16 protein-coding genes are annotated in these 20505 nt (G+C 73.0%); 8 read left to right on the forward strand and 8 right to left on the reverse strand.

The genetic code is table 11. The features are described from left to right. Positions 1-34: 34 nt before the first annotated feature. The 4 genes from glpK (at position 35) to AMK27_RS29980 (ending at position 5770) form a co-directional block, all read left to right on the forward strand. On the forward strand, positions 35-1561 hold the full coding sequence (gene glpK, locus AMK27_RS29965) for a glycerol kinase GlpK (protein WP_073915098.1): 1527 nt from the start codon (positions 35-37) through the stop codon (positions 1559-1561). A gap of 5 nt (positions 1562-1566) precedes the next feature. Then, positions 1567-3171, forward strand: coding sequence for a glycerol-3-phosphate dehydrogenase/oxidase (locus AMK27_RS29970; RefSeq protein WP_073915101.1), 1605 nt, complete (start codon positions 1567-1569; stop codon positions 3169-3171). Between the two features lie 118 nt (positions 3172-3289). Beyond that, on the forward strand, positions 3290-4351 hold the full coding sequence (locus AMK27_RS29975) for an LLM class flavin-dependent oxidoreductase (RefSeq protein WP_073915104.1): 1062 nt from the start codon (positions 3290-3292) through the stop codon (positions 4349-4351). Between the two features lie 141 nt (positions 4352-4492). After that, complete coding sequence (locus tag AMK27_RS29980; RefSeq protein WP_073915107.1) at positions 4493-5770, forward strand: PAC2 family protein; 1278 nt, start codon at positions 4493-4495, stop codon at positions 5768-5770. Positions 5771-5858: 88 nt separating this feature from the next. Here the strand turns inward: AMK27_RS29980 and AMK27_RS29985 are convergent, their stop codons facing one another. The 5 genes from AMK27_RS29985 to AMK27_RS30005 form a co-directional block, all read right to left on the reverse strand. Continuing rightward, positions 5859-8954 carry an NPCBM/NEW2 domain-containing protein gene (locus tag AMK27_RS29985; protein WP_073915110.1) on the reverse strand — a complete coding sequence of 1032 codons (3096 nt, stop codon included), beginning with the start codon at positions 8952-8954 and terminating at the stop codon, positions 5859-5861. Between the two features lie 116 nt (positions 8955-9070). Next, complete coding sequence (mshC, locus tag AMK27_RS29990) at positions 9071-10300, reverse strand: cysteine--1-D-myo-inosityl 2-amino-2-deoxy-alpha-D-glucopyranoside ligase (RefSeq protein ID WP_073915113.1); 1230 nt, start codon at positions 10298-10300, stop codon at positions 9071-9073. 159 nt (positions 10301-10459) lie between these two features. Next, positions 10460-11299 carry an SCO1664 family protein gene (locus tag AMK27_RS29995; RefSeq protein WP_198955963.1) on the reverse strand — a complete coding sequence of 280 codons (840 nt, stop codon included), beginning with the start codon at positions 11297-11299 and terminating at the stop codon, positions 10460-10462. Then, the gene (locus AMK27_RS30000) at positions 11263-11853 is read right to left on the reverse strand and encodes a DUF3090 domain-containing protein (RefSeq protein WP_030315944.1); all 591 of its coding nucleotides are present in this window, start codon (positions 11851-11853) and stop codon (positions 11263-11265) included. The genes AMK27_RS29995 and AMK27_RS30000 overlap by 37 nt, the downstream gene beginning before the upstream one ends. 68 nt (positions 11854-11921) lie before the next feature. Beyond that, the gene (locus AMK27_RS30005; protein WP_073915119.1) at positions 11922-12611 is read right to left on the reverse strand and encodes a histidine phosphatase family protein; all 690 of its coding nucleotides are present in this window, start codon (positions 12609-12611) and stop codon (positions 11922-11924) included. A gap of 130 nt (positions 12612-12741) precedes the next feature. On the opposite strand from AMK27_RS30005, the gene AMK27_RS30010 reads away from it, so the two are divergent. Beyond that, positions 12742-13734, forward strand: a complete 993-nt coding sequence (locus AMK27_RS30010) for a magnesium and cobalt transport protein CorA (protein WP_073915482.1) — start codon at positions 12742-12744, stop codon at positions 13732-13734. Positions 13735-13798: 64 nt separating this feature from the next. Here the strand turns inward: AMK27_RS30010 and AMK27_RS30015 are convergent, their stop codons facing one another. Both AMK27_RS30015 and AMK27_RS30020 read right to left on the reverse strand, forming a co-directional pair. Continuing rightward, positions 13799-14584, reverse strand: coding sequence for a hypothetical protein (locus AMK27_RS30015; protein ID WP_073915485.1), 786 nt, complete (start codon positions 14582-14584; stop codon positions 13799-13801). A 235-nt stretch (positions 14585-14819) separates the two neighbouring features. Beyond that, positions 14820-15869 carry an LLM class F420-dependent oxidoreductase gene (locus tag AMK27_RS30020; RefSeq protein ID WP_073915488.1) on the reverse strand — a complete coding sequence of 350 codons (1050 nt, stop codon included), beginning with the start codon at positions 15867-15869 and terminating at the stop codon, positions 14820-14822. A 130-nt stretch (positions 15870-15999) separates the two neighbouring features. On the opposite strand from AMK27_RS30020, the gene AMK27_RS30025 reads away from it, so the two are divergent. Next, complete coding sequence (locus AMK27_RS30025) at positions 16000-16977, forward strand: aldo/keto reductase (RefSeq protein ID WP_073915122.1); 978 nt, start codon at positions 16000-16002, stop codon at positions 16975-16977. Continuing rightward, the gene (locus tag AMK27_RS30030) at positions 16974-19367 is read left to right on the forward strand and encodes a helix-hairpin-helix domain-containing protein (RefSeq protein WP_073915124.1); all 2394 of its coding nucleotides are present in this window, start codon (positions 16974-16976) and stop codon (positions 19365-19367) included. The genes AMK27_RS30025 and AMK27_RS30030 overlap by 4 nt, the downstream gene beginning before the upstream one ends. Before the next feature lie 136 nt (positions 19368-19503). Here the strand turns inward: AMK27_RS30030 and AMK27_RS30035 are convergent, their stop codons facing one another. Further along, positions 19504-20214, reverse strand: coding sequence for a hypothetical protein (locus tag AMK27_RS30035; protein WP_073915126.1), 711 nt, complete (start codon positions 20212-20214; stop codon positions 19504-19506). A 47-nt stretch (positions 20215-20261) separates the two neighbouring features. Between AMK27_RS30035 and AMK27_RS30040 the strand changes: the two genes are divergently transcribed. Continuing rightward, complete coding sequence (locus AMK27_RS30040; protein WP_073915128.1) at positions 20262-20450, forward strand: DUF5703 family protein; 189 nt, start codon at positions 20262-20264, stop codon at positions 20448-20450. Positions 20451-20505: the final 55 nt, after the last annotated feature.

A 20505-nucleotide genomic window follows, 5' to 3' on the forward strand; every position in this document is an offset into this window, starting at 1 on the left:
CCGTCCTTCTTCCAGACCTCCCTTGGAGCCAACCGTGACCGACGCACACACCTCCGGCCCGTTCATCGCGGCCATCGACCAGGGCACCACCTCCTCCCGCTGCATCGTCTTCGACAAGGACGGCCGGATCGTCTCGGTCGACCAGAAGGAGCACGAGCAGATCTTCCCGAAGCCGGGCTGGGTCGAGCACGACGCCGCCGAGATCTGGACCAACGTCCAGGAGGTCGTCGCCGGCGCCCTGACGAAGGGCGGCATCGCCGCCGCCGACGTCAAGGCCATCGGCATCACCAACCAGCGCGAGACCACGCTGCTCTGGGACAAGAACACCGGCGAGCCCGTCCACAACGCCCTCGTCTGGCAGGACACCCGCACCGACGCCCTCTGCAAGGAGCTCGGCCGCAACGTCGGCCAGGACCGCTTCCGCCGCGAGACCGGCCTGCCGCTGGCGAGCTACTTCGCCGGTCCGAAGATCCGCTGGATGCTCGACAACGTCGAGGGGCTCCGCGAGCGCGCCGAGGCCGGCGACATCCTCTTCGGCACCATGGACTCCTGGGTCATCTGGAACCTCACGGGTGGCACCGACGGCGGCGTGCACGTCACCGACGTCACCAACGCCTCGCGCACCATGCTGATGAACCTGCACACCCTGGCCTGGGACGAGAAGATCGCGGAGTCGATGGGGGTCCCCCTCAACGTCCTCCCCGAGATCCGCTCCTCCGCCGAGGTCTACGGCCACGTCAAGGACGGCGCCCTCGCCGGCGTCCCGGTCGCCTCCGCGCTCGGCGACCAGCAGGCCGCCCTCTTCGGCCAGACCTGTTTCGCCGAGGGTGAGGCCAAGTCCACGTACGGCACCGGCACCTTCATGCTGATGAACACCGGTGACAAGATCATCAACTCCTACAGCGGCCTGCTGACCACGGTCGGCTACCAGATCGGCGACCAGAAGCCGGTCTACGCCCTGGAGGGCTCGATCGCCGTCACCGGTTCGCTGGTGCAGTGGATGCGCGACCAGATGGGCCTGATCAAGTCCGCCGCCGAGATCGAGACCCTCGCGTCCTCGGTCGAGGACAACGGCGGCGCCTACTTCGTGCCGGCCTTCTCCGGTCTCTTCGCCCCGTACTGGCGCTCCGACGCCCGCGGTGTGATCGCCGGCCTCACCCGGTACGTCACCAAGGCGCACATCGCCCGTGCCGTCCTGGAGGCCACCGCCTGGCAGACCCGCGAGATCACCGACGCCATGACGAAGGACTCCGGCGTCGAGCTGACCGCGCTCAAGGTCGACGGCGGCATGACCTCCAACAACCTGCTGATGCAGACCCTCTCGGACTTCCTGGACGCGCCCGTCGTGCGCCCCATGGTCGCCGAGACCACCTGCCTCGGTGCCGCCTACGCCGCCGGCCTGGCCGTCGGCTTCTGGCCGGACACCGACGCCCTGCGCGCCAACTGGCGCCGCGCGGCGGAATGGACCCCTCGCATGGACGCCGACAGGCGCGACAGCGAGTACAAGAGCTGGCTCAAGGCCGTGGAGCGGACCATGGGCTGGATCGAGGACGAGGAGTAAGACACATGACCACCCTGCAGAGCGTCCCTGCCCTTGGGACGCACCCGGCGTCCGGCTCCCTCCCGAGCCGCGCCGAGACCCGGGACCGGCTTTCCAAGGCGACGTACGACCTCCTGGTGATCGGCGGCGGCATCCTGGGCATCTCCACCGCCTGGCACGCCGCGCAGTCGGGCCTGCGGGTGGCCCTGGTGGACGCCGGCGACTTCGCCGGCGCCACCTCCTCCGCCTCCTCGAAGCTGCTCCACGGCGGTCTGCGCTACCTGCAGACCGGCGCGGTGAAGCTGGTCGCGGAGAACCACTTCGAGCGGCGTGCGGTCTCCCGCCAGGTGGCACCGCACCTCGCCAACCCCCTCACCTTCTACCTGCCCGTCTACAAGGGCGGCCCGCACGGCGCGGCCAAGCTGGGTGCCGGCGTCTTCGCGTACAGCGCCCTCTCGGCGTTCGGCGACGGCGTCGGACACCTGCTCTCCCCCGCCAAGGCCGCGCAGGACGTGCCGGAGCTGCGCACCGACAACCTCAAGGCCGTGGCCGTCTACGGCGACGACCAGATGAACGACGCCCGCATGGCGCTGATGACGGTCCGCGCCGCCGTCGACGCCGGCGCCACCGTCCTCAACCACGCCGAGGTCACCGGGCTGCGCTTCACCAGGGGCCGGGTCACCGGCGCCGAGCTGAAGGACCGCACCAGCGGCGACGAGTTCGGCGTCACCGCCCGTCTCGTGCTCAACGCCACCGGCCCGTGGGTCGACCACCTGCGCAGGATGGAGGACCCGAACGCGGCCCCCTCCATCCGCCTCTCCAAGGGCGCCCACCTGGTCCTCAAGCGGACCTCGCCGTGGAAGGCCGCCCTGGCCACCCCGATCGACAAGTACCGCATCACCTTCGCCCTCCCCTGGGAGGACATGCTGCTCCTCGGCACCACCGACGAGGAGTACGAGGGCGACCCCGGCCAGGTCGAGGTCACCGAGAAGGACACCGCCCAGATCCTGGACGAGGCCGCCTTCTCCATCCGCGACCAGCAGCTGTCGCGCGACCTGATCACCTACGCGTTCGCCGGTCTGCGGGTGCTCCCGGGCGGTCCCGGCGACACCTCGAAGGCCAAGCGCGAGACGGTCGTCACCGAGGGCCGCGGCGGCATGCTGTCGGTGGCCGGCGGCAAGTGGACGACCTTCCGCCACATCGGCCGCACGGTCATGAAGAAGCTGGAGCAGCTCCCCGGCCACCCGCTCGGCGAGGACTACGAGTCGGTGTCCACGCTGCCGAAGCGGCTGCCGCTGCCCGGCATCGCCAACCCGAACGCCGTCGCGCACCGGCTGCTCGTCGACGGCCCGGCGCCCGGCCCGCGGATGGCCGCCGACACCGCCAAGCACCTGGCGACGCACTACGGCTCGCTCTCCTTCGACATCGCCCGCATGGCGAACGAGAACCCGGAGCTGGCGCGGCGCATACACCCCGACGCGCCGGAGATCTGGGCGCAGGTCGCCTACGCCCGCGACCACGAGTGGGCCGAGACGGCGGACGACGTGCTGCGCCGCCGCACCACGCTGACCATCCGCGGCCTCGCGACGGACGAGATCCGCGCGGACGTCGAGAAGATGCTGAACAAGTAGCACCGGGATCGATCCAACTCCCGTGCGCACAGGGGCGGTTCCTCTCCGGAGGGCCGCCCCTGCGGCGTGCCACACGCCGTCCACACCGCGGCAACACTCGGCGCGCAGAGTGGAGCGCATGAAATTCCAGGTGCTCTCGATCGTCCACCACTCCCCGCACCCGCTCACCGGCGAACTCCTCTCCGCCGCCGACCGGTTGGAGCAGGTCGTCACGCTCGGCGAGACGGCCGAGCGGCTCGGCTTCGACGCGTACGCCGTCGGCGAACGGCACGCGGGCCCCTTCCTCTCCTCCGCCCCCACCGTGCTGCTCGCCGCACTCGCCGCCCGCACCACCCGGATCAGGCTGCTCACCGGCGTCACCGTCGTCGCGATCCTCGACCCGGTCCGGGTCGCCGAGGACTACGCCACCCTCGACCAGCTCTCCCGCGGCCGGATCGAACTCGTCGTCGGCAAGGGCGCGGAGGCCGGCCACTTCGACCTCTTCGGCCTGGACGAGGAGCGGCAGTGGGACCTCCAGAAGGAGAAGTACGAGCTGCTCCGGCGGCTCTGGACGGAGGAGGGCGTCGACTGGGAGGGCGAGTTCCGGCCCGCGCTGAAGAACGTCACCACGGTGCCGCGCCCGTACGCGGGACCGCCCCGCATCTGGCACGGCTCGGCCACCAGCCTCAACTCCCCCGAGCTCGCGGCGAAGCACGGCGATCCGCTCTTCACCGCCAACGCGATCCAGCCCCGAGAGGCGTACGCGCGGCTCATCGCCCACTACCGGGAGAAGTTCGAGGAGTACGGGCACGACCCGGCGCACGCGCGCGTGGCGGCCGGTTCCGGCGGCCTGCTCATCGCCGACACCACCCAGGAGGCGATCGCCCGTCACAAGGACCTGTACGAGGCGAAGGTGCGGCAGAGCTTCAAGCCGCACCTGGAGGGCAAGGCCGGTTACAACACGCCGTTCCGCACGATCGAGGACGCCGTCGCGGACGGCCCCCAGCTGATCGGCTCCCCGCAGCAGATCATCGACAAGATCCTCGGCTACCACGCCCACTACGGGCACGACCTGCAGTCCGTCACGGTCGACACCTTCGGCCAGTCGACGGCCGAGCAGATCGAGACGCTCCAGCGCTTCGCCGAGGAGATCGCGCCGGTGGTCCGGAGGGAGGCGCCGAGCACGCTCTGGGAGGAGTGAGACCGCCGTGTGCGGAGGCGAGTTCCTGGGTAGTCGATCAAGGCCGCACGGGTTTTCGGGGATGTCCGGGGGCTGCGGACGGACCGGGAGAAAGCCGTAAGGTTGGTCCGTACGACAGGAACTTCGAAAAGGAGGCGCTGGGTGATCGAGCTCGAGGGGGTACCCGAGCTGATCGACCCGGTCATGGTGGCCGCGTTCGAAGGCTGGAACGACGCCGGCGACGCCGCCTCCACCGCGGTCGCCCATCTGGACCGGGAATGGAAGGGCGAGGTCTTCGCGGCACTCGACGCCGAGGACTACTACGACTTCCAGGTCAACCGGCCCACGGTCTTCCTGGACAACGGCGTCCGGAAGATCACCTGGCCGACGACCCGGCTCTCCGTGGTCCGGGTCGGCGGCGAGAAACCCCGTGACCTGGTGCTGGTGCGCGGGATCGAGCCGTCGATGCGCTGGCGCTCCTTCTGCAACGAGATCCTCGCCTTCGCCCACGAGCTGGGCGTGGAGATGGTCGTGATCCTGGGCGCGCTGCTCGGCGACACCCCGCACACCCGGCCGGTCCCGGTCAGCGGTGTGACCTCCGACCCGGACCTGGCGCGCACGATGGACCTGGAGGAGACCCGGTACGAGGGCCCGACGGGCATCGTGGGCATCCTCCAGGAGGCGTGCACCCACGCGGGCGTGCCGGCGGTGAGCCTGTGGGCCGCGGTGCCGCACTACGTGTCGCAGCCGCCGAACCCGAAGGCGACCCTGGCGCTCCTCAACCGGCTGGAGGACCTGATCGGGCTGCGCATCCCGCTGGGCGAGCTGCCCGAGGACGCGCGTGCCTGGCAGGTCGGTGTGGACCAGCTGGCCGCCGAGGACAGCGAGGTCGCCGAGTACGTGCAGACGCTCGAGGAGGCCCGGGACACGGCGGAGCTGCCGGAGGCCTCGGGCGAGGCGATCGCCCGCGAGTTCGAGCGGTATCTGCGGCGGCGTGAGCCGGGCACGGGTCCCGGCGGCCCCGGGGTGGCGATGGAGGGCGGCGACACGCCGTTCCTCCGGGACACCGGCGGCGGTCGTACGCGCCCTCCGAAGCCGGAGCAGCCGGGCCCGGAGGCGGTCCCGGGTGCGGAGGCGGCCGAGGGGGCCGGGGCGGCGGAGGAGCCGGACGGTCCCGAGGCGCCGGAAGGGTCCGCCGACGGTTCGGCGGACGGGGCCACGGCCCTGGATGCTGGCACGGACGCAGGCACGGGTACCGGCACGGGTACCGGCACGGGCACGGACGCGGCCACCGGCACGGACGCAGGCGCCGAAGCGGACGCGGACGCGGACGGCGGCACGGGTCGCGGCACGGGCGGCGACACCGGCAGCAGCCCCAGCGGCGACAGCGGCAGCGGCAGCGGCACCAGCGGCGACACGGACGGCGAGTCCGGCAAGTAGCCGCCTCCGCCGGGAAGTCGGGACGGAACGGGAGGGGTGCCCGAGGGCGCCCCTCCCGTCGTCGTGCCGGCCGGAGTCAGGTCACGCGTCAGGCGCAGCCGAACCGGGCCGCCGCCCAGTCCCCGTGGTCGCCGCTCTTGGACCCGTTGGTGTCCGTGAGCCGCAGCCGGACGTGCCGCGCCCCGGTCACGTCGACGTTCACGGGCAGGGTGGCGGAGGCGCCGGTGAGCCGGGGCGAGGTCCACAGGACCTTGCCGTCGGCCTCGACGGAGAAGGCCACGTCGCCGTAGCCGTTGATCTCGTCGTCAATGCCGACGTCGGCGGTGAAGGTGGTGCAGCGGCCGCCGAGGTAGACCTCGATGTCGGAGTCGGCGTGGGCGCCGATGCCCTTCTCGTAGGCCGTGCCGGCCAGGGTGAGGGCCCGACCGTCGGCGGCGCCGGACTCGCCGTTGGAGCGGTCGCGTTCGGGCGGTCCCCAGCCGTTCGTGGAGCGCAGCCAGACGAGGTCGCTCGCCCAGGCGTCGCCGGTGGGCGGCGGGGGCATGACGCCGATCGCGAACCGCTGGCCCGCGGTGCGGTCGATGCCCGCGGCGCGGTGCCGGGCGGTGGCGGTGAGGGTGACCTCGCCGGGCTCGGCGTCCGGGGCGGGGGTGACGGTGACCTCGACCCGGCGGGTGGTTCCGGCCGGGACGCGGTCGACCGGCGCGGCCGGGGTGACCTGCCAGCCGGCCGGGGCGGCCAGGGAGACCCGTACGTCGGTGGCGTCGCGGGTGCCGGCGGTGACGTCCACGGCGACGGTGCCGGGCGCTCCGGCGCCGAGTTCCTGCGCCGTGGGGACGGCGAGGGTGGCGGCGGCGCCCGGTACGGCGCCGCCGACCGCGCTGGTGTCGGTCAGCAGCAGTTCGAAGTCGCGGGCGGTGGAGAGGGCGGCCGTCTTGACCCGGACGACTCCCCCGCGCTCGTCGCGGTCGTACCACCAGCCCTGGGAGGCCGCGTCGAAGGCGGCGCGGGAGGTGAGGGCGGGCAGCTTGCGCCCGTCGAGCCGGACGGTGCCGGGCGCGTCGCCGGTGTGGACCGTGAAGGCGTACGGCCGGGCGGCCGCCTTGCCGGCGTACGTACCCTTGCTCGCTCCGATGCGGACGGTGACGTCGCCGGCGCCGCGCTGCGGGGCGCGGACCTCGGCGCGCTGGGTGGCGTACCGGCCCGTGCGGTGTTCGCGGGTGACGCCGTCGTCCTCGTACAGCTCGAAGGAGGAGGTGCCCTTCGGGTAGACGTCCCAGGCGATCGGGTCGCCGGGGGCGCGGTCCGTGTACGAGCGGATGTCGCCGGGCCACATGGGCACGGTCGCCCCGGCCCGTACGAAGAGGGGCAGGGTGTCGAGCGGGGCGCTGTAGTCGTCGACGGTGACGGGGCCCTCGTAGGTGCGGCCGTTCCAGTAGTCGATCCAGGTGCCGGCGGGCAGGTGGATGCCGTCGCGTTCGACGGCGTCCTGGTAGACGGGGGCGACCAGGAAGTCCTCGCCGCTGAGGAACTCGTACTTCGCGGCGTCGCTCGCGGCCTTCGGATCGTCCGGGTACTCCAGGGCCAGCGGCCGGGCGAGGCCGACGCCGGTCTTCGTCGCCCGGTGGGCGTGGCTGTAGATGTACGGGAGCAGGGCCTCGTGGAGCTTGAGGGAGGCGCGGTTGATGCTGGTGTAGGGCTCGCCGTACCGGAAGGGCTGCTTGTCGTTCGCGGCCCAGCCGTCCATGGTCATGGTGACCGGGAGGAAGGTCTTCCACTGCAGGTCGCGGGTGTACGTCTTGGCGCTGCCGCCGAAGATGCCGTCGACGTCGCCGGTGGTGTAGGCGAGTCCGGACATGGAGGCGCCGGCGTAGGTGGGGATCTGCCAGCGGATGTACTCCCAGCTGCCGGACTGGTCGCCGGACCACTGGACGCCGCAGCGCTGGGCGCCGGACCAGCTCTCGGGGGCCCAGGTGAAGCCGCGGGCGTCGCTGTGGGCCTCGATGCCGGCGTGGGCGTCCTTGCAGCCGTCGAGGGCGAACTTGTAGCCGTCGCCGACCCAGGCGACGTCGAGCTTGGCGACCCGCTGTCCGGCCTTGACCTGCTCTTCGAGCTTGTCGATGCCGTCCTCGGTCCAGAGGCCGAGCTTCATGCCGCGCTCGCCGAGTCCTGCGGAGGCCTCGGCGAGGTTCTCGTAGCCGCAGCCGTAGCCGTCGTTGACGAGCATCCAGCCGTTGGGCATGTCGTTCTCGACGTAGCCGTCGGCGACCTTCAGGGCGTCGAGGGTGCGGCGCTCGCCCCGGTTGGCGTTGTGGAGGTAGCAGTCGGCGTCGCCGATCTCCAGGCCGTACACGGGCGGCAGGAAGGGCTTGCCGGTGAGCCGGGTGTACTGGCCGATGACGTCCTTGGCGGCGTCGCGGCCGGTGCCGGCGAAGTAGTAGGCGTCGAAGCGCCGTTCCTGGGCGCTGGTGGTGACGGGTTCGGTGAAGGCGTAGGTGTTCGGGGCGTAGGTGTTGCGGTAGACGCCGTATCCGGCCGAGGAGAGGTAGAAGGGGACGGAGTTGGGGTGGCCGCCGTCGTTCCAGTTGTAGTCGACGCCGACCTCGACGGTCTTGTCGCGGTGGGAGGTGTTGCCGCGGCCGTTCTGCATGCCGGCGCCGTAGAACTGCTCGGTGGCGCCGCGGGCGAGGGTCTGGGTGGTGCGGTCGGCGGTCCAGCTGAGGCCGCGGGACTCGCTCCAGAGCGGGGTGCCGTCGGCGCGCAGGGCGGCGAAGCGGAGCGGTGACTTGTAGGCGCGCAGGGTCACCGCGGCCGTGCTCAGTTCGTAGCGGTCGCCCAGGTCGCGCCAGCGGGTGGCGGGCGGCGGGCCCTGGGGCAGGGTGATGTCGCTGCCGGTGGGGTCGGTGAACGTGCCGTCGGGGGCGAGTTCGATGCGGAAGGTGTCTGCGGTGACGAAGCTGACCCGGGCCTGGGCCCGGCCCGCGGTCAGCTGGTAGACGGATCCGGTGGCGGCGAACCCGGTGAGGTCGCCGACCGTGGTGGCGGGCTCCTGTGCCGTGGTGTCGGCTCGGTCGGCGCGGCCGTCGGGGCGGGCCGACGCGGTGGTGCCGGGTCCCGCGAGGGCCGCGAGGAGCCCGAGGACGGCTCCGGCGAGTGCAACTTTCATGCGTGATGATGATTGCATGGAGCTTATTTAGCGCAGGATCGAGCAGTGCCGCCAGGACAAAACGGAACCGCCCTCGGACTTCGGCGAGAAGTCCGAGGGCGGTTGCCTGAAAGGGAGTTGTACGGTCCTGCTCGCTACAGGGCCACACCGAGCAGTGCGTCGACGGCACGGGAGACGAGACCGGGTGCGGAGTCGTCGGTGCCGCCCTCGGCCGTCTGGAGCGCGGCCCAGCGGTCGACCGCGGCGAGCGCGGTCGGCGTGTCGAGGTCGTCGGAGAGGGCCTCGCGGAGCTCCTCGACGAGCGCGTCGGCGGACGGGCCGTCGGGGCGCGACACGGCGGCGCGCCACCGGCCGAGGCGCTCCACGGCGTCCTGGAGGACCTGGTCGGTCCACTCCCAGTCGTCGCGGTAGCGGTGCGAGAGGAGCGCGAGCCGGATGGCGGCCGGGTCGACGCCGTCGCGGCGGAGCTTCGAGACGAAGACCAGGTTGCCCCGGGACTTGGACATCTTCTCGCCGTCGAGGGCGACCATGCCGGCGTGGACGTACGCCTTCGCCATGGGGAACTCGCCGGTGAGCGTCTGGGCGTGGGAGGCGCCCATCTCGTGGTGCGGGAAGATCAGGTCGGAGCCGCCGCCCTGCACGTCGAAGCCCATGCCGAGGTGGTCGAGGGCGATGGCGACGCACTCGATGTGCCAGCCGGGGCGGCCGGCGCCGAGGCTCGCGCCGTCCCAGCTCGGCTCGCCCTCGCGGGCGGCCATCCAGAGCATCGGGTCGAGCGGGTTCTTCTTGCCCGGACGGTCCGGGTCCCCGCCGCGCTCGGCGGAGAGGTGGCGCATCAGCTCGGTGGTGTAGTTCGAGACCTGCCCGAAGTGCGGGTCGGCGTCGACGGAGAAGTAGACGTCCCCTTCGAGCTCGTAGGCGGCTCCGGAGTCCCGGAGGCGCTCGACGAGCGGGACGATGCCGGGTATGGCCTCGACCGCGCCGATGTAGTGCTGCGGGGGCAGCATCCGCAGGGCGGTCATGTCCTCGCGGAAGAGGGCGGTCTCCCGCTCGGCGAGGCCGACCCAGTCGACGCCGTCGCGGATCGCCCGCTCCAGGAGCGGGTCGTCCACGTCCGTGACGTTCTGGACGTAGTGCACCTGCCGCTTGGTGTCGAGCCACACGCGCTGAACGAGGTCGAACGCGTTGTAGGTCGCCGCGTGACCCATGTGGGTCGCGTCGTACGGCGTGATGCCGCAGACGTAGATACGGGCGACGGGGCCGGGGGCGAGGGTCACTCGTCCACCGGTCGCGGTGTCGTGGATCCGGAGGTCGCGGCCCTTGCCGGGAAGGGCGGGGACCTCAGAAGCGGGCCAGGCATGCATGACCCGAGCGTAACCGGACAGGTGTTCCGGATACGAACCGGATCCGGGATCTTGACCGATTAGGCGCTCTTGCGGGTCGGAGGCCTGCGTGCATACCCCCCAGGGGTGCACGGCACCCGAGGGGCCGCGCACAGGGATGGCTGAAACCTTTCGGCCCGGTCAGACGGGGGGCCAGGGGATCGCCGGCCACTGCCCCGAGGGCTCCGGGTGCCGTCCCGTGCTCCGCAGCGCCTCCACGCGGGCGCGTACGGCGGCCACCTCGGCATCCGTGAGCAGTTCCGCCAGACGGGCGGCGAGCGGCTCTCCCGGGGCCAGGGAGCGGCCCAGGGAGTCGAGCACCCCGGCCGCCTCCGCGGGCAGTTCCTCGCCCGCCCAGCCCCACAGCAGGGTGCGCAGCTTGTCGTCGACGTGGAAGGTCACCCCGTGGTCGATGCCGTAGAGGTGTCCGCCGGGGGCGGGCAGCAGATGCCCGCCCTTCCGGTCGCCGTTGTTGATGACGGCGTCCAGGACGGCGAGCCGCCGCAGGTCGGGGGTGTCCGCGTGGACCAGGAGGGCGGTGCGGTCCTCGTCGACCTGCGCGGGACCGACGGCCTTCCAGCCCTCGCCCGCCTCGTCGTCCTCGGTCAGGGCGAGCAGCCGCGCCTCGGGGTCGGCCTCGATCCACAGCTGGACCATGCCCTGCCCGTACGGGCCGTCGCGGAGCACGGTCGGCGGGACCAGGCTCCAGCCGGTGGCCTCGGAGATCTCGTACGCCGCGACCTCGCGCTGGGCGAGCGTGCCGTCGGGGAAGTCCCACAGCGGCTGCTCGCCCGCGACCGGCTTGTAGACGCAGGCCGCCTCGCGCCCCTCGTACGCGACGGAGCAGTAGAGCACGGCGTTGGAGGCCTCGCGGACCCGGCCGCGCACGGTCAGCTCACCGTGGGCGAGCAGCTCGGCGTCGGGCGGCGGCGGGGGGCTGCTGCTCATGCTCCGCGGCGGTATCCGTTCTGGCGCGGGCAGACGTGGCCCTCGGGGTCGAGCGGCAGGCTGCACAGCGGGCAGGGCGGACGGCCGGCGTTGACGACGTCCAGGGCCCGCTTCGCGAAGGCGCGGGCCTGGGCGCCGCTGAGGCGGACCCGGAGCATCGGCGGGCCGTTCTCCTCGTCCTGGAGCAGCCGCTCCTCGGCCTCGGCGAGGTCCTCCTCGGACTCCACGTCGAGTTCGACGAGCGCCTGCGCCTCGACGATCATGCGCTGCTCCTCGCCGTCCCAGGCGAGCGCCATGGTGCCGACCCGGAACTCCTCCTCGACGGGTACGTCGAGGGGGGCGGTGTCGGCGACCTCGGCGGGCGCGACGGCGGGGACCGGGGCGTTCCCCCCGGTGCGGCGGACGACCTCGTCGAGGAGTTCGTCCATGCGCTCGGCGAGCGCGGCGACCTGTGTCTTCTCCAGGGCGACGCTGGTGACCCGGCCGGCGGCGGACGCCTGGAGGAAGAACGTACGGCGGCCAGGCAGCCCGACCGTGCCGGCCACGAAACGCTCCGGTGGGTCGTAGAGGAACACCTGACGGGACACGTTTCCCGGCTCCCTTGCGTCTCGACAGTCGTACTACGGCGGCGCGTCCACCCTACTGCGCGAGAGGATCACGGTGCGCCCGCACCACCCCCGACCTCGGCGGTACCGCTGCTGTCGGAGTGCTCGCGCGGGGCGAATCCGGCGAAGTCCCCGGTGTCGCCGAGGCGGACGAGGAACGGGCGCAGGCGGGTGTAGCGGATGACGGTGACCGAGCACGGGTCGACGTGGAGGCGCTGGAAGAGGTCGAGGTGGAGCCCGAGCGCGTCGGCCACGATCGACTTGACGATGTCGCCGTGGGAGCACATGACGTAGGCGGCCTCCTCGCCGTGCTCGGCCTCGATCCGCGCGTTCCAGTCCTGCACGGCGTCGACGGCGCGGGCCTGCATCGCGCGCATGGACTCGCCGCCGGGGAACGCCGCCGCGGAGGCGTGCGCCTGGACGACCTCCATCAGGGGTTCGTCGTTGAGCTCGGCCAGCTTCCGGCCGGACCAGTCGCCGTAGTCGCACTCGTTGATCCGGTCCTCGACGTGCAGCGGGAGGTCCGGGCGGGCGTCGAGGAGCGGGCGTACGGTCTCCCGGCAGCGCTGGAGGGGGCTGGAGACGACGGCGGCGAGCGGGACGTCCGCCAGGCGTCCGGGGAGCGCGGCGGCCTGCGCGGCGCCCCGCTCGTCGAGGGAGATCCCGGGGGTGCGCCCGGCGAGGACCCCGGAGGTGTTGGCGGTGGAGCGTCCGTGCCGGACGAGGATCAGCGTGGCCATGGCGGCCAGCCTAGGCGGTGCCCGGAGGTGTCCGGCGGGTCCGGTCCTGCGGGGCCGGAGGGTCCGGTCCTGGGGGGCCAGGGGGCTCCGGGCGGATCCACGCGTGCGTCGCGAGGCCGTTCGATGGAGAATACGGCGCGTGATCGTGGACTCAGCCATCTACCGGGACGGGCGCCGTACGGACGGCCCCGCCGACCTCTCCGACGCGCTCGACGAGGCGCGGGCCGCCGGGGACGCCTTTCTGTGGGTGGGGCTCCACGAACCCACGGAGGCCGAGTTCGCCCATGTCGCCTCGGAGTTCGCGCTGCACCCGCTGGCCGTCGAGGACGCCCTCAAGGCCCACCAGCGTCCCAAGCTGGAGGTCTACGACGACTCCCTGTTCGCGGTCCTCAAGCCGGTCGACTACGAGCCGGAGAGCGACCGGGTCTCCTCCGGCGAGCTGATGGTGTTCATGGGCGACTCCTTCGTGGTGACCGTCCGGCACGGGCAGGGCGCTCCGCTCGCGGAGGTCCGCCGGCGGCTCGAAGCCGATCCGGAGGTCCTGAAGCACGGGCCGACGGCGGTGCTGTACGCGGTGAGCGACGCGATCGTGGACCACTACCTCGATGTGGCGGGCGAGCTCCAGGTGGACCTCGAGGAGCTGGAGGCGGACGTCTTCGCGCCCACCGGGGGCAATCCCGCGAACACGGCGGAGCGGATCTACACGGCGAAGCGGCAGGTCCTGGAGTTCCGCCGGGCCAGCGGTCCGCTCGCCGGGCCGATGTCCCGGCTCACGGGCGGTTCGGTGCCGTTCGTGAACGAGCGGTCGCAGCCCTTCTTCCGGGACGTCAACGACCATCTGCTGCGGGCCAACGAGCAGGTGGAGGGGCTCGACCGGCTCCTCTCGGACGTGCTGTCGGCCCATCTCGCGCAGATGGGCGTGCGGCAGAACGACGACATGCGGAAGATCTCGGCCTGGGCGGCGATGGCGGCCGTCCCCACGATGGTCGCGGGCATCTACGGCATGAACTTCGACCACATGCCGGAGCTGCGCTGGGTGGGGTCGTACCCGGTGGTGCTCGTGGCGATGGCCGGCATCGTCGTCACCCTGTACCGGATGTTCAAGCGGCGCGGCTGGATGTGAGCCCGCCGGCCCGCCCCGCGCGGCCCGGCGGTCGCCCCGGAGCGGGTCGGAACGGCGGCGCGGGTCAGAACGCCGGGGCGGGGGTCGCGGGCCCGCCGAGGGCGTCGAGCCGCTCGGGCATCCTCAGGCCGACCATCCGGTGCCAGCCCGCGGCGCGCTCGTACACGTACGTCCCGTGGATGCCGGCGGCGAGGACGGCCGCCTTGGGCTTGGACCAGCCCAGGATCCGCCCCATGTGCCCCATCACGGCGAGGCTGACGTCGCGGTAGACCTGGATCTCGACGAGGGCGGACTCGCGCAGGGTCCGCTGGATGAGCCGGCCGTGTCCCGCGCGCGCGAGGCGCAGCAGCTCCTCGTGGCAGTAGGCGAGGTGGTTCGCCTCGTCGTTGTCGATCATGTGGATGGCCTTGCCGAGTTCGGGATGGTCCCCGAAGTACGTGACCAGCATGTCCATCTGGTCGGCGGCCCGCTGCTCGGTGACCCGGCTGTGGGCGAGGTAGACGACGACGTCCTCCTCGCTCAGCGGTTCGTCGCGGCGCAGCTTGTCGTGGGCGAGGCCGATGCCGCGCTGTTCGAGCAGCATCGTGTAGTCCGTGTCGGGCGGCACCGGGACGGGTTCGAGACCGCGCTTCTTCATCAGCGCGTTGAAGATCCGGCCGTGCTTGTCCTCGTCGGCGCCGTGCCGGGTGATCTTGGGCGTGAGATCCCTCATCCCGGGGGCGACGAGCGCCGCGATCCGGGCGTTCTCCCAGCCGCCCTGGGACTCCCCGCTCGCCGCGATCGAGCAGAAGAGCGCGAAGGACTCGTCGTTGTCGATGATTTCCTTGAACAGGCCCTTGGCCGTGAGCATCGCCGCCACCTCCGTGCGCAAGTCCGCACTCCGTCCGGCCCCCGGGAGAACGAGTCAAGTGCGGTACGCGGCGAGGGGCAACACGGGGGCCGGAAGGCTCGGCCGAAAGAGTGAGTCCCGAGGGCGTAACCGAGGGCCCCGTGGAGCCGTTGTGCAGCGTGACGGCCGTGGCGGGGAAGACCCCCGAGCCCCCACCACGGCCGCAGAACCTCTCGCCGACGGCGCCCCCTCGGGGTCACGCCAGTCCGGCTCGCTCCATCGCCTCGACGCCCGCCCGCAGCGCCGCCACCCGCTCGTCCAGGGTGAAGCCGGCCGGGGCCAGGGTGAGGGTGGTGACACCGGCCTCCGCGTAGGCCGTCATCCGCTCGGCGATCCGCTCGACGGAGCCGAGCAGCGAGGTCTGGTCGATCAGGCTCTGCGGCACGGCCGCGGCGGCCCCCGCCTTGTCGCCGGCCAGGTACTTGTCCTGGATCTCGGCGGCCTCCTTCTCGTACCCCATGCGCTGCGCGAGCTGGTTGTAGAAGTTCTGCTTGCGGCTGCCCATGCCGCCGACGTACAGCGCGGTGTACGGGCGGAACACGTCGGCGAGGGCGTCGACGTCGTCCCCGAGGGCGAGCGGCACGGTGGGACAGACGTCGAAGCCGTCCATCGTCAGTCCGGCCTTCTCGCGGCCCGCGCGGATGTGCCGGAGCGCGGTCTCCTCCAGGTGGGCGGCGGAGGGGAAGATCAGCAGGGCGCCGTCGGCGATCTCGCCGGTCTGCTCCAGGTTCTTGGGGCCGATCGCGGCGATGTAGAGCGGGATGTGCTCGCGCTCCGGGTGCACGGTGAGCTTGATCGGCTTGCCGGGGCCGCCGGGCAGCGGCAGGGTCCAGTGCTCGCCGTCGTAGCTGAGGCGCTCCCGGGTCATCGCCCGGCGGACGATCTCGACGTACTCGCGGGTCCTGGCCAGCGGCTTGTCGAACTTCACGCCGTACCAGCCCTCGGAGACCTGCGGCCCCGAGACGCCGAGGCCGAGGCGGAAGCGGCCGCCGGTGAGCGAGTCGAGGGTGGCGGCGGTCATGGCCGTCATCGCGGGCTGCCGGGCCGGGATCTGCATGATCGCGGAGCCGACGTCGATCCGCTCCGTCTTCGCCGCGACCCAGGCGAGCACGGTGGGCGCGTCGGAGCCGTAGGCCTCGGCGGCCCAGCACACGTCGTAGCCGAGGCGGTCCGCCTCCTGGGCGACGGCGAGGTTGTCGCCGTCCATGCCCGCACCCCAGTAGCCGAGGTTGATGCCGAGCCGCATGTCCACGCACCCCTTACCCATCGGTAACGTTCTTGTGGGCGGGACTCTAGCGCGCGGTCGGGGCATCCGACAGGACGTGGTTGTCCACAGGCTCTCTCCGCGTGGTGCCCTGGCCAGTAATCTCGCGCCCATGGAGCAGAGGCATCTCGGACGTACGGGCCTGCGTGTGTCGCGCATCGGACTCGGCACCCTCACCTGGGGCCGGGACACCGACGAGCACGACGCCGCCGAGCAGTTGAAGTCGTTCTGGGACGCGGGCGGCACGCTCGTGGACACCGCCGACGTGTACGGCGGGGGCGAGGCGGAGTATCTGCTCGGCCGTCTGATGGAGCGGCTCGTGTCCCGGCAGGACCTGGTGCTGTCGACCAAGGCGGGCAGCGTGCCGGACCCCGACCGGCGGACGGACGGCTCGCGCGGGCATCTGCTCGCCGCGCTCGACGCCTCGCTCGCCCGGCTCGGCACGGACCACGTGGACCTGTGGCAGCTGCACGCCTTCGACCCGCACACGCCGCTGGAGGAGTCCCTCCAGGCGCTCGACATCGCGGTGCGCAGCGGGCGGGCGCGGTACGCCGGTGTGGCGAACTTCTGCGGCTGGCAGCTCGCCAAGGCCGGCACCTGGCAGCTCGGCGGGGACCGGACCCGGCTCGCGGGGACGCAACTGGAGTACTCGCTGCTCCAGCGGGGCGTGGAGCGTGAGGTCCTGCCGGCGGCGCAGGACCTCGGGATAGGCCTGCTGCCCTCCTCACCGCTGGGGCGCGGAGTCCTGACGGGCAAGTACCGCGGCGGGACCCCGTCCGACTCGCGCGGTGCCTCGGAGACGATGGCGCCGTTCGTGGAGCCGTACCTGGACGACGCCGCGAGCAGGATCGTGGACGCGGTCGCGACGGCCGCCGACGGCCTCGCGACGACCCCGCTGCACGTGGCGCTCGCCTGGGTCCGCGACCGGCCCGGGGTGACCGCGCCGATCGTCGGCGCGCGCACGGCGCGCCAGCTCGCGGCCGCGTTGTCGGTGGAGACCCTTAGTCTTCCTGACGAGATCTGTCGGGCGCTGGACGATGTGTCGGCGCCCGTGCACCGCTATCCGGATCACGACTGGAGCACCTTGTGACCGAGCCTTCCGGGGAGACCGCGCCCGAGGCACCCGAGGACGTGGCACCCACCGAGGACGTCCGGGAGGACGTACGGCAGGGAGCCGCCGAGCCGGAGGAGCCGGGGACGGCGGAGGAGCCTGCGTCGGCCGAGGAGTCCGCGCCGGCTGAGGAGCCTGCGTCGGCCGAGGAGTCGGCGTCGGCCGAGGAGTCGGCGAGCGGCGAGGAGTCGCCGCGGGCCGGGGAGCCCACGCCGGCTCAGGAGCCCGCCGCGTCCGAGGAGTCGGACGGGCCCGCCGCGGGCGACGCGGCACCGGAGCCGGAGTCGGAAGGGCCCGACGCGGCCCAGGCGTCTCCGGAGCCGGCCGGCACCGAGTCCGGCGCGGACGGCGGCGCCGTCGCCGAGACCTCCGACACGCCCGAGCTGAGCGACGCGCAGGCCGAGCTCGCCGCGCAGCGGGAGCTGCGGGCCAGGATCGAGGCGCGCAAGGCCGAGAAGGAAGGGCCCCTGGCGAGCGGCGCCAAGCTGAGCGGCACGGCCGCCGATCTGCTCGCCGCCGTCCGTGCGGTGGAGGGCGGTGCGGCCTCCGGCAGCGCGTTCTACGAGGCCCCCGCGCCCGCGCCCCGCCGGACCGCCCCCGAAGCGGCCCCCGCCACGACGGTGCGGCCACCCGTACCGGCTCAGGCGCCCGCCCCTGCTCCCGGCACCACCGCCGCAGTGCGGGAGGTCCTGGCCAAGGGCGGCGCCCCCGAGGCCCTGGCCGGCCAGGTCGCCGCCGCGCTCGGCGAGGGCGCCGCCCAGGCCCTGCTCGACGACCCCTGGCAGCTGCTCACGGTCTCCGGGGTCCGCCCCGAGCAGGCCGACGGCTTCGCGCGGGCCCTGCTCGGCGCCGCGTGCGGCCCCGACGACCCGCGCCGGACGGTCGCCCTGACGGTGTGGCTCCTGGAGCGGGCCGCGCTCCAGGGACACACGGCGCTGGAGGTCGACGCCGTGCGCGCCGGGCTCGCCCGGCACGCGGTGCCCGACGCCGGGTCGGCCGTCGAGGAGGCGGTGTCCGCGGGCGCCGTCCTCGTCTTCCAGGAGGAGGAACCCTCCGAGGGGGATCACGAGGAGGACGAAGAGGACGAGGGCCACGAGGAGGCGCCGGGGGCGGCGGAAGCCGCCGCCGAGCCGGCCTCGCCCGTGCTGCTCGGCCTCGACCGGTACGCGCTCGCGGAGGAGAGCCTCGCCGACGGGCTCGCCCGGCTGGTCAAGACGGCGACGGCCGACACCTGGGAGGGCTCCGAGCTCGAACGGGCCGCCGGGGCGCACGGTCTCGTCCTGCACACGGGCGGCGAGGCCTCCCGCGCCGAGCCGGTCGCGCTCGCCGCGGCCGCCCGCGCGCACGGGCTCCGCACTCTGGTCGCCGTCCACGCGGACGGCGGACGGCGCGCGCTCGGCCCCGCCGGGACGGACGCGGTGACGGTCGCCGCGCTGCTCTCCGGAGCGGCCGGACCCGGCCGTGACGAGGAGGGCGCGTTCGCCCTGGACCTCCTGGTGGTGCTCGACGCGCCGCAGCTGGACGTGGAGACCGCCGCGATGCTCGTGGAGTCGCTGCCCGACGGCTGCCGACTGGTGCTGAGCGGCGACCCGGCGGTGCTCGGCGCGCCGGGGGCCGGCCAGGTCTTCGACGACCTGCTGGCGGCCCGGGTGTGCCCGCGGATCGCCTCCCGCGTGCCCGACCCGGGCCCGCTCGGCGAACTGGTCTCGGGCATCGGCGCCGGAGAGCTGAACCAGGTCGAGGCACCCGGCAAGGAGATCGTGATCGTCCCCGTGCGGGACGCCGGCGAGGCCGTGCACCGCACCGTCCAGCTGGTGGCCGACTCGGTGCCGCGGGCGATCGGGGTACCCGCCGAGCAGACGCAGGTCGTCACGGTCGGCCACGGCGGCTCGGCCGGTACGCGCGCGTTGAACACCGCGCTCAAGGAGCGGCTGAACCCGGGACCCGGCCGGTTCGGCGGCTACGACCCCGGTGACCGGGTGGCGTACGCGCCGGTGCCGGGGCGGACGGTGACCGGCACGGTCCTGTCGGCCGACGCCGAGGGGCTGCGGCTGCGGTGCGGCGACGAGGAACTCCTCGTACCGAAGGAGCGCGTGGAGTCGGCGCTGCGGCACGGCTGGGCGCTCACCGCGCACCAGGCGGCCGGGCTGCGCTGGCCCGCGGTGGTCGTGGTGCTGCCGGGCGACGCCGCGGGCGGCCTGAGCAGGCCGTGGGTGTACACGGCGTTCGGCCGCGCGGAGCGTCATCTGTCCGTCGTCCACGGGGTGGACCAGGCACTGCCCCGCGCGGTGGCCGAGGGTGCCGCCCCGGAGCGCACGACGCGACTGCGGCCGCTCCTCGAGGCGCTGCTCGCCGTTCCCGAGGAGTAGGGGCCGCGGAGCAGGGGCCGAGCCGCGGGCGCCCGGGCAGGGGCCCGACCGACGGGACGGCGGAGGGCCGGGACACCGATCGTGGTGTCCCGGCCCTCCGCCGTCTCCCCGCGTCTCGCGCGCCCCCGGATGCCTGTCAGGAGGCGGAGCCGCCGGCCCCCACCCGGTCACCGTCGCCGGCGTCGTCGTCGGCGACATCGACGATGTCCGCGATGTCGGCGTCGTCGTCATCGTCCTCGTCGAAGACGGAGCTGACGTCGAAGCGGCAGACGATCCGCTCCGGATCGGCGTGCTCGAAGGGGGCGTTGAGCCACTCCCCCGGTTCCGGGAGCTCCTCGGCAGCCGTCACCCAGAGCGTGGAGTCGCCCTCCTCCAGGCCGAACTCCTTGTGCCGGGAGGCGATCTCGTCCGGTTCGTACTCGCCGAAGAGCACCCCGAGTGCGGCGAGCGGTGAGACTCCGGCCCGGGCGCCGGGGCCGGTGGCGTCCGCCCCGCCGTCGATCTCGGCGATCCGGCGGGCCTGGGCGAGCAGTCGCTTCGGTTCCGCCACGGCGTAGTCACGGCGGATCAGGAGGCTGAGCGCGTGCGGTTCGTCGGGTCCGGCGTACGGCGGCAGCGAACCGTCCGCTCCGGGGATCTCGAAGGGAGTGACCTCGTCGTACCGGTCGTAGAGGAGTTCGTCGTACGCCTCGGCCGCCCCCGCGAGGGCGTTGAAGGCTTCGTAGACGGCCGGGTCGTCGTCACCCGTGCGGCGTTCGACCGCCGTGAGGTGACGGTCCAGTGCGGCTTTGACCGCCTCGGCGGCGGCACGTACCTCGGCAGCGGTGGGCTGCGCAGCATCAGACATGAGACGCACGCTATCCGTAGCGGGCCCGTGCCCGCACAATAGATGCGATGCCGGAATACGAATTTGTCGACGTGTACGTGCCGCGCGGTGTCTCCCGCAAGGAGGCGACGCGGCTGCTGACCGACCATGCCGAGTACGGACACTGGGAGTTGGACCGCCTGACCCTGCACCGGGACGGGAGCCGCAGAGTACGGCTGAAGCGGCGGATCATCCGCCAGGTGCGAGCGACCTGGTAGAGCGGCGAGAAGGGGCCCCGCGGTGTGCGGGGCCCCTGTGCGTGGTGCTGCGCGG

The sequence above is a fragment of the Streptomyces sp. CB02009 genome (assembly GCF_001905825.1).
Taxonomy (GTDB): domain Bacteria; phylum Actinomycetota; class Actinomycetes; order Streptomycetales; family Streptomycetaceae; genus Streptomyces.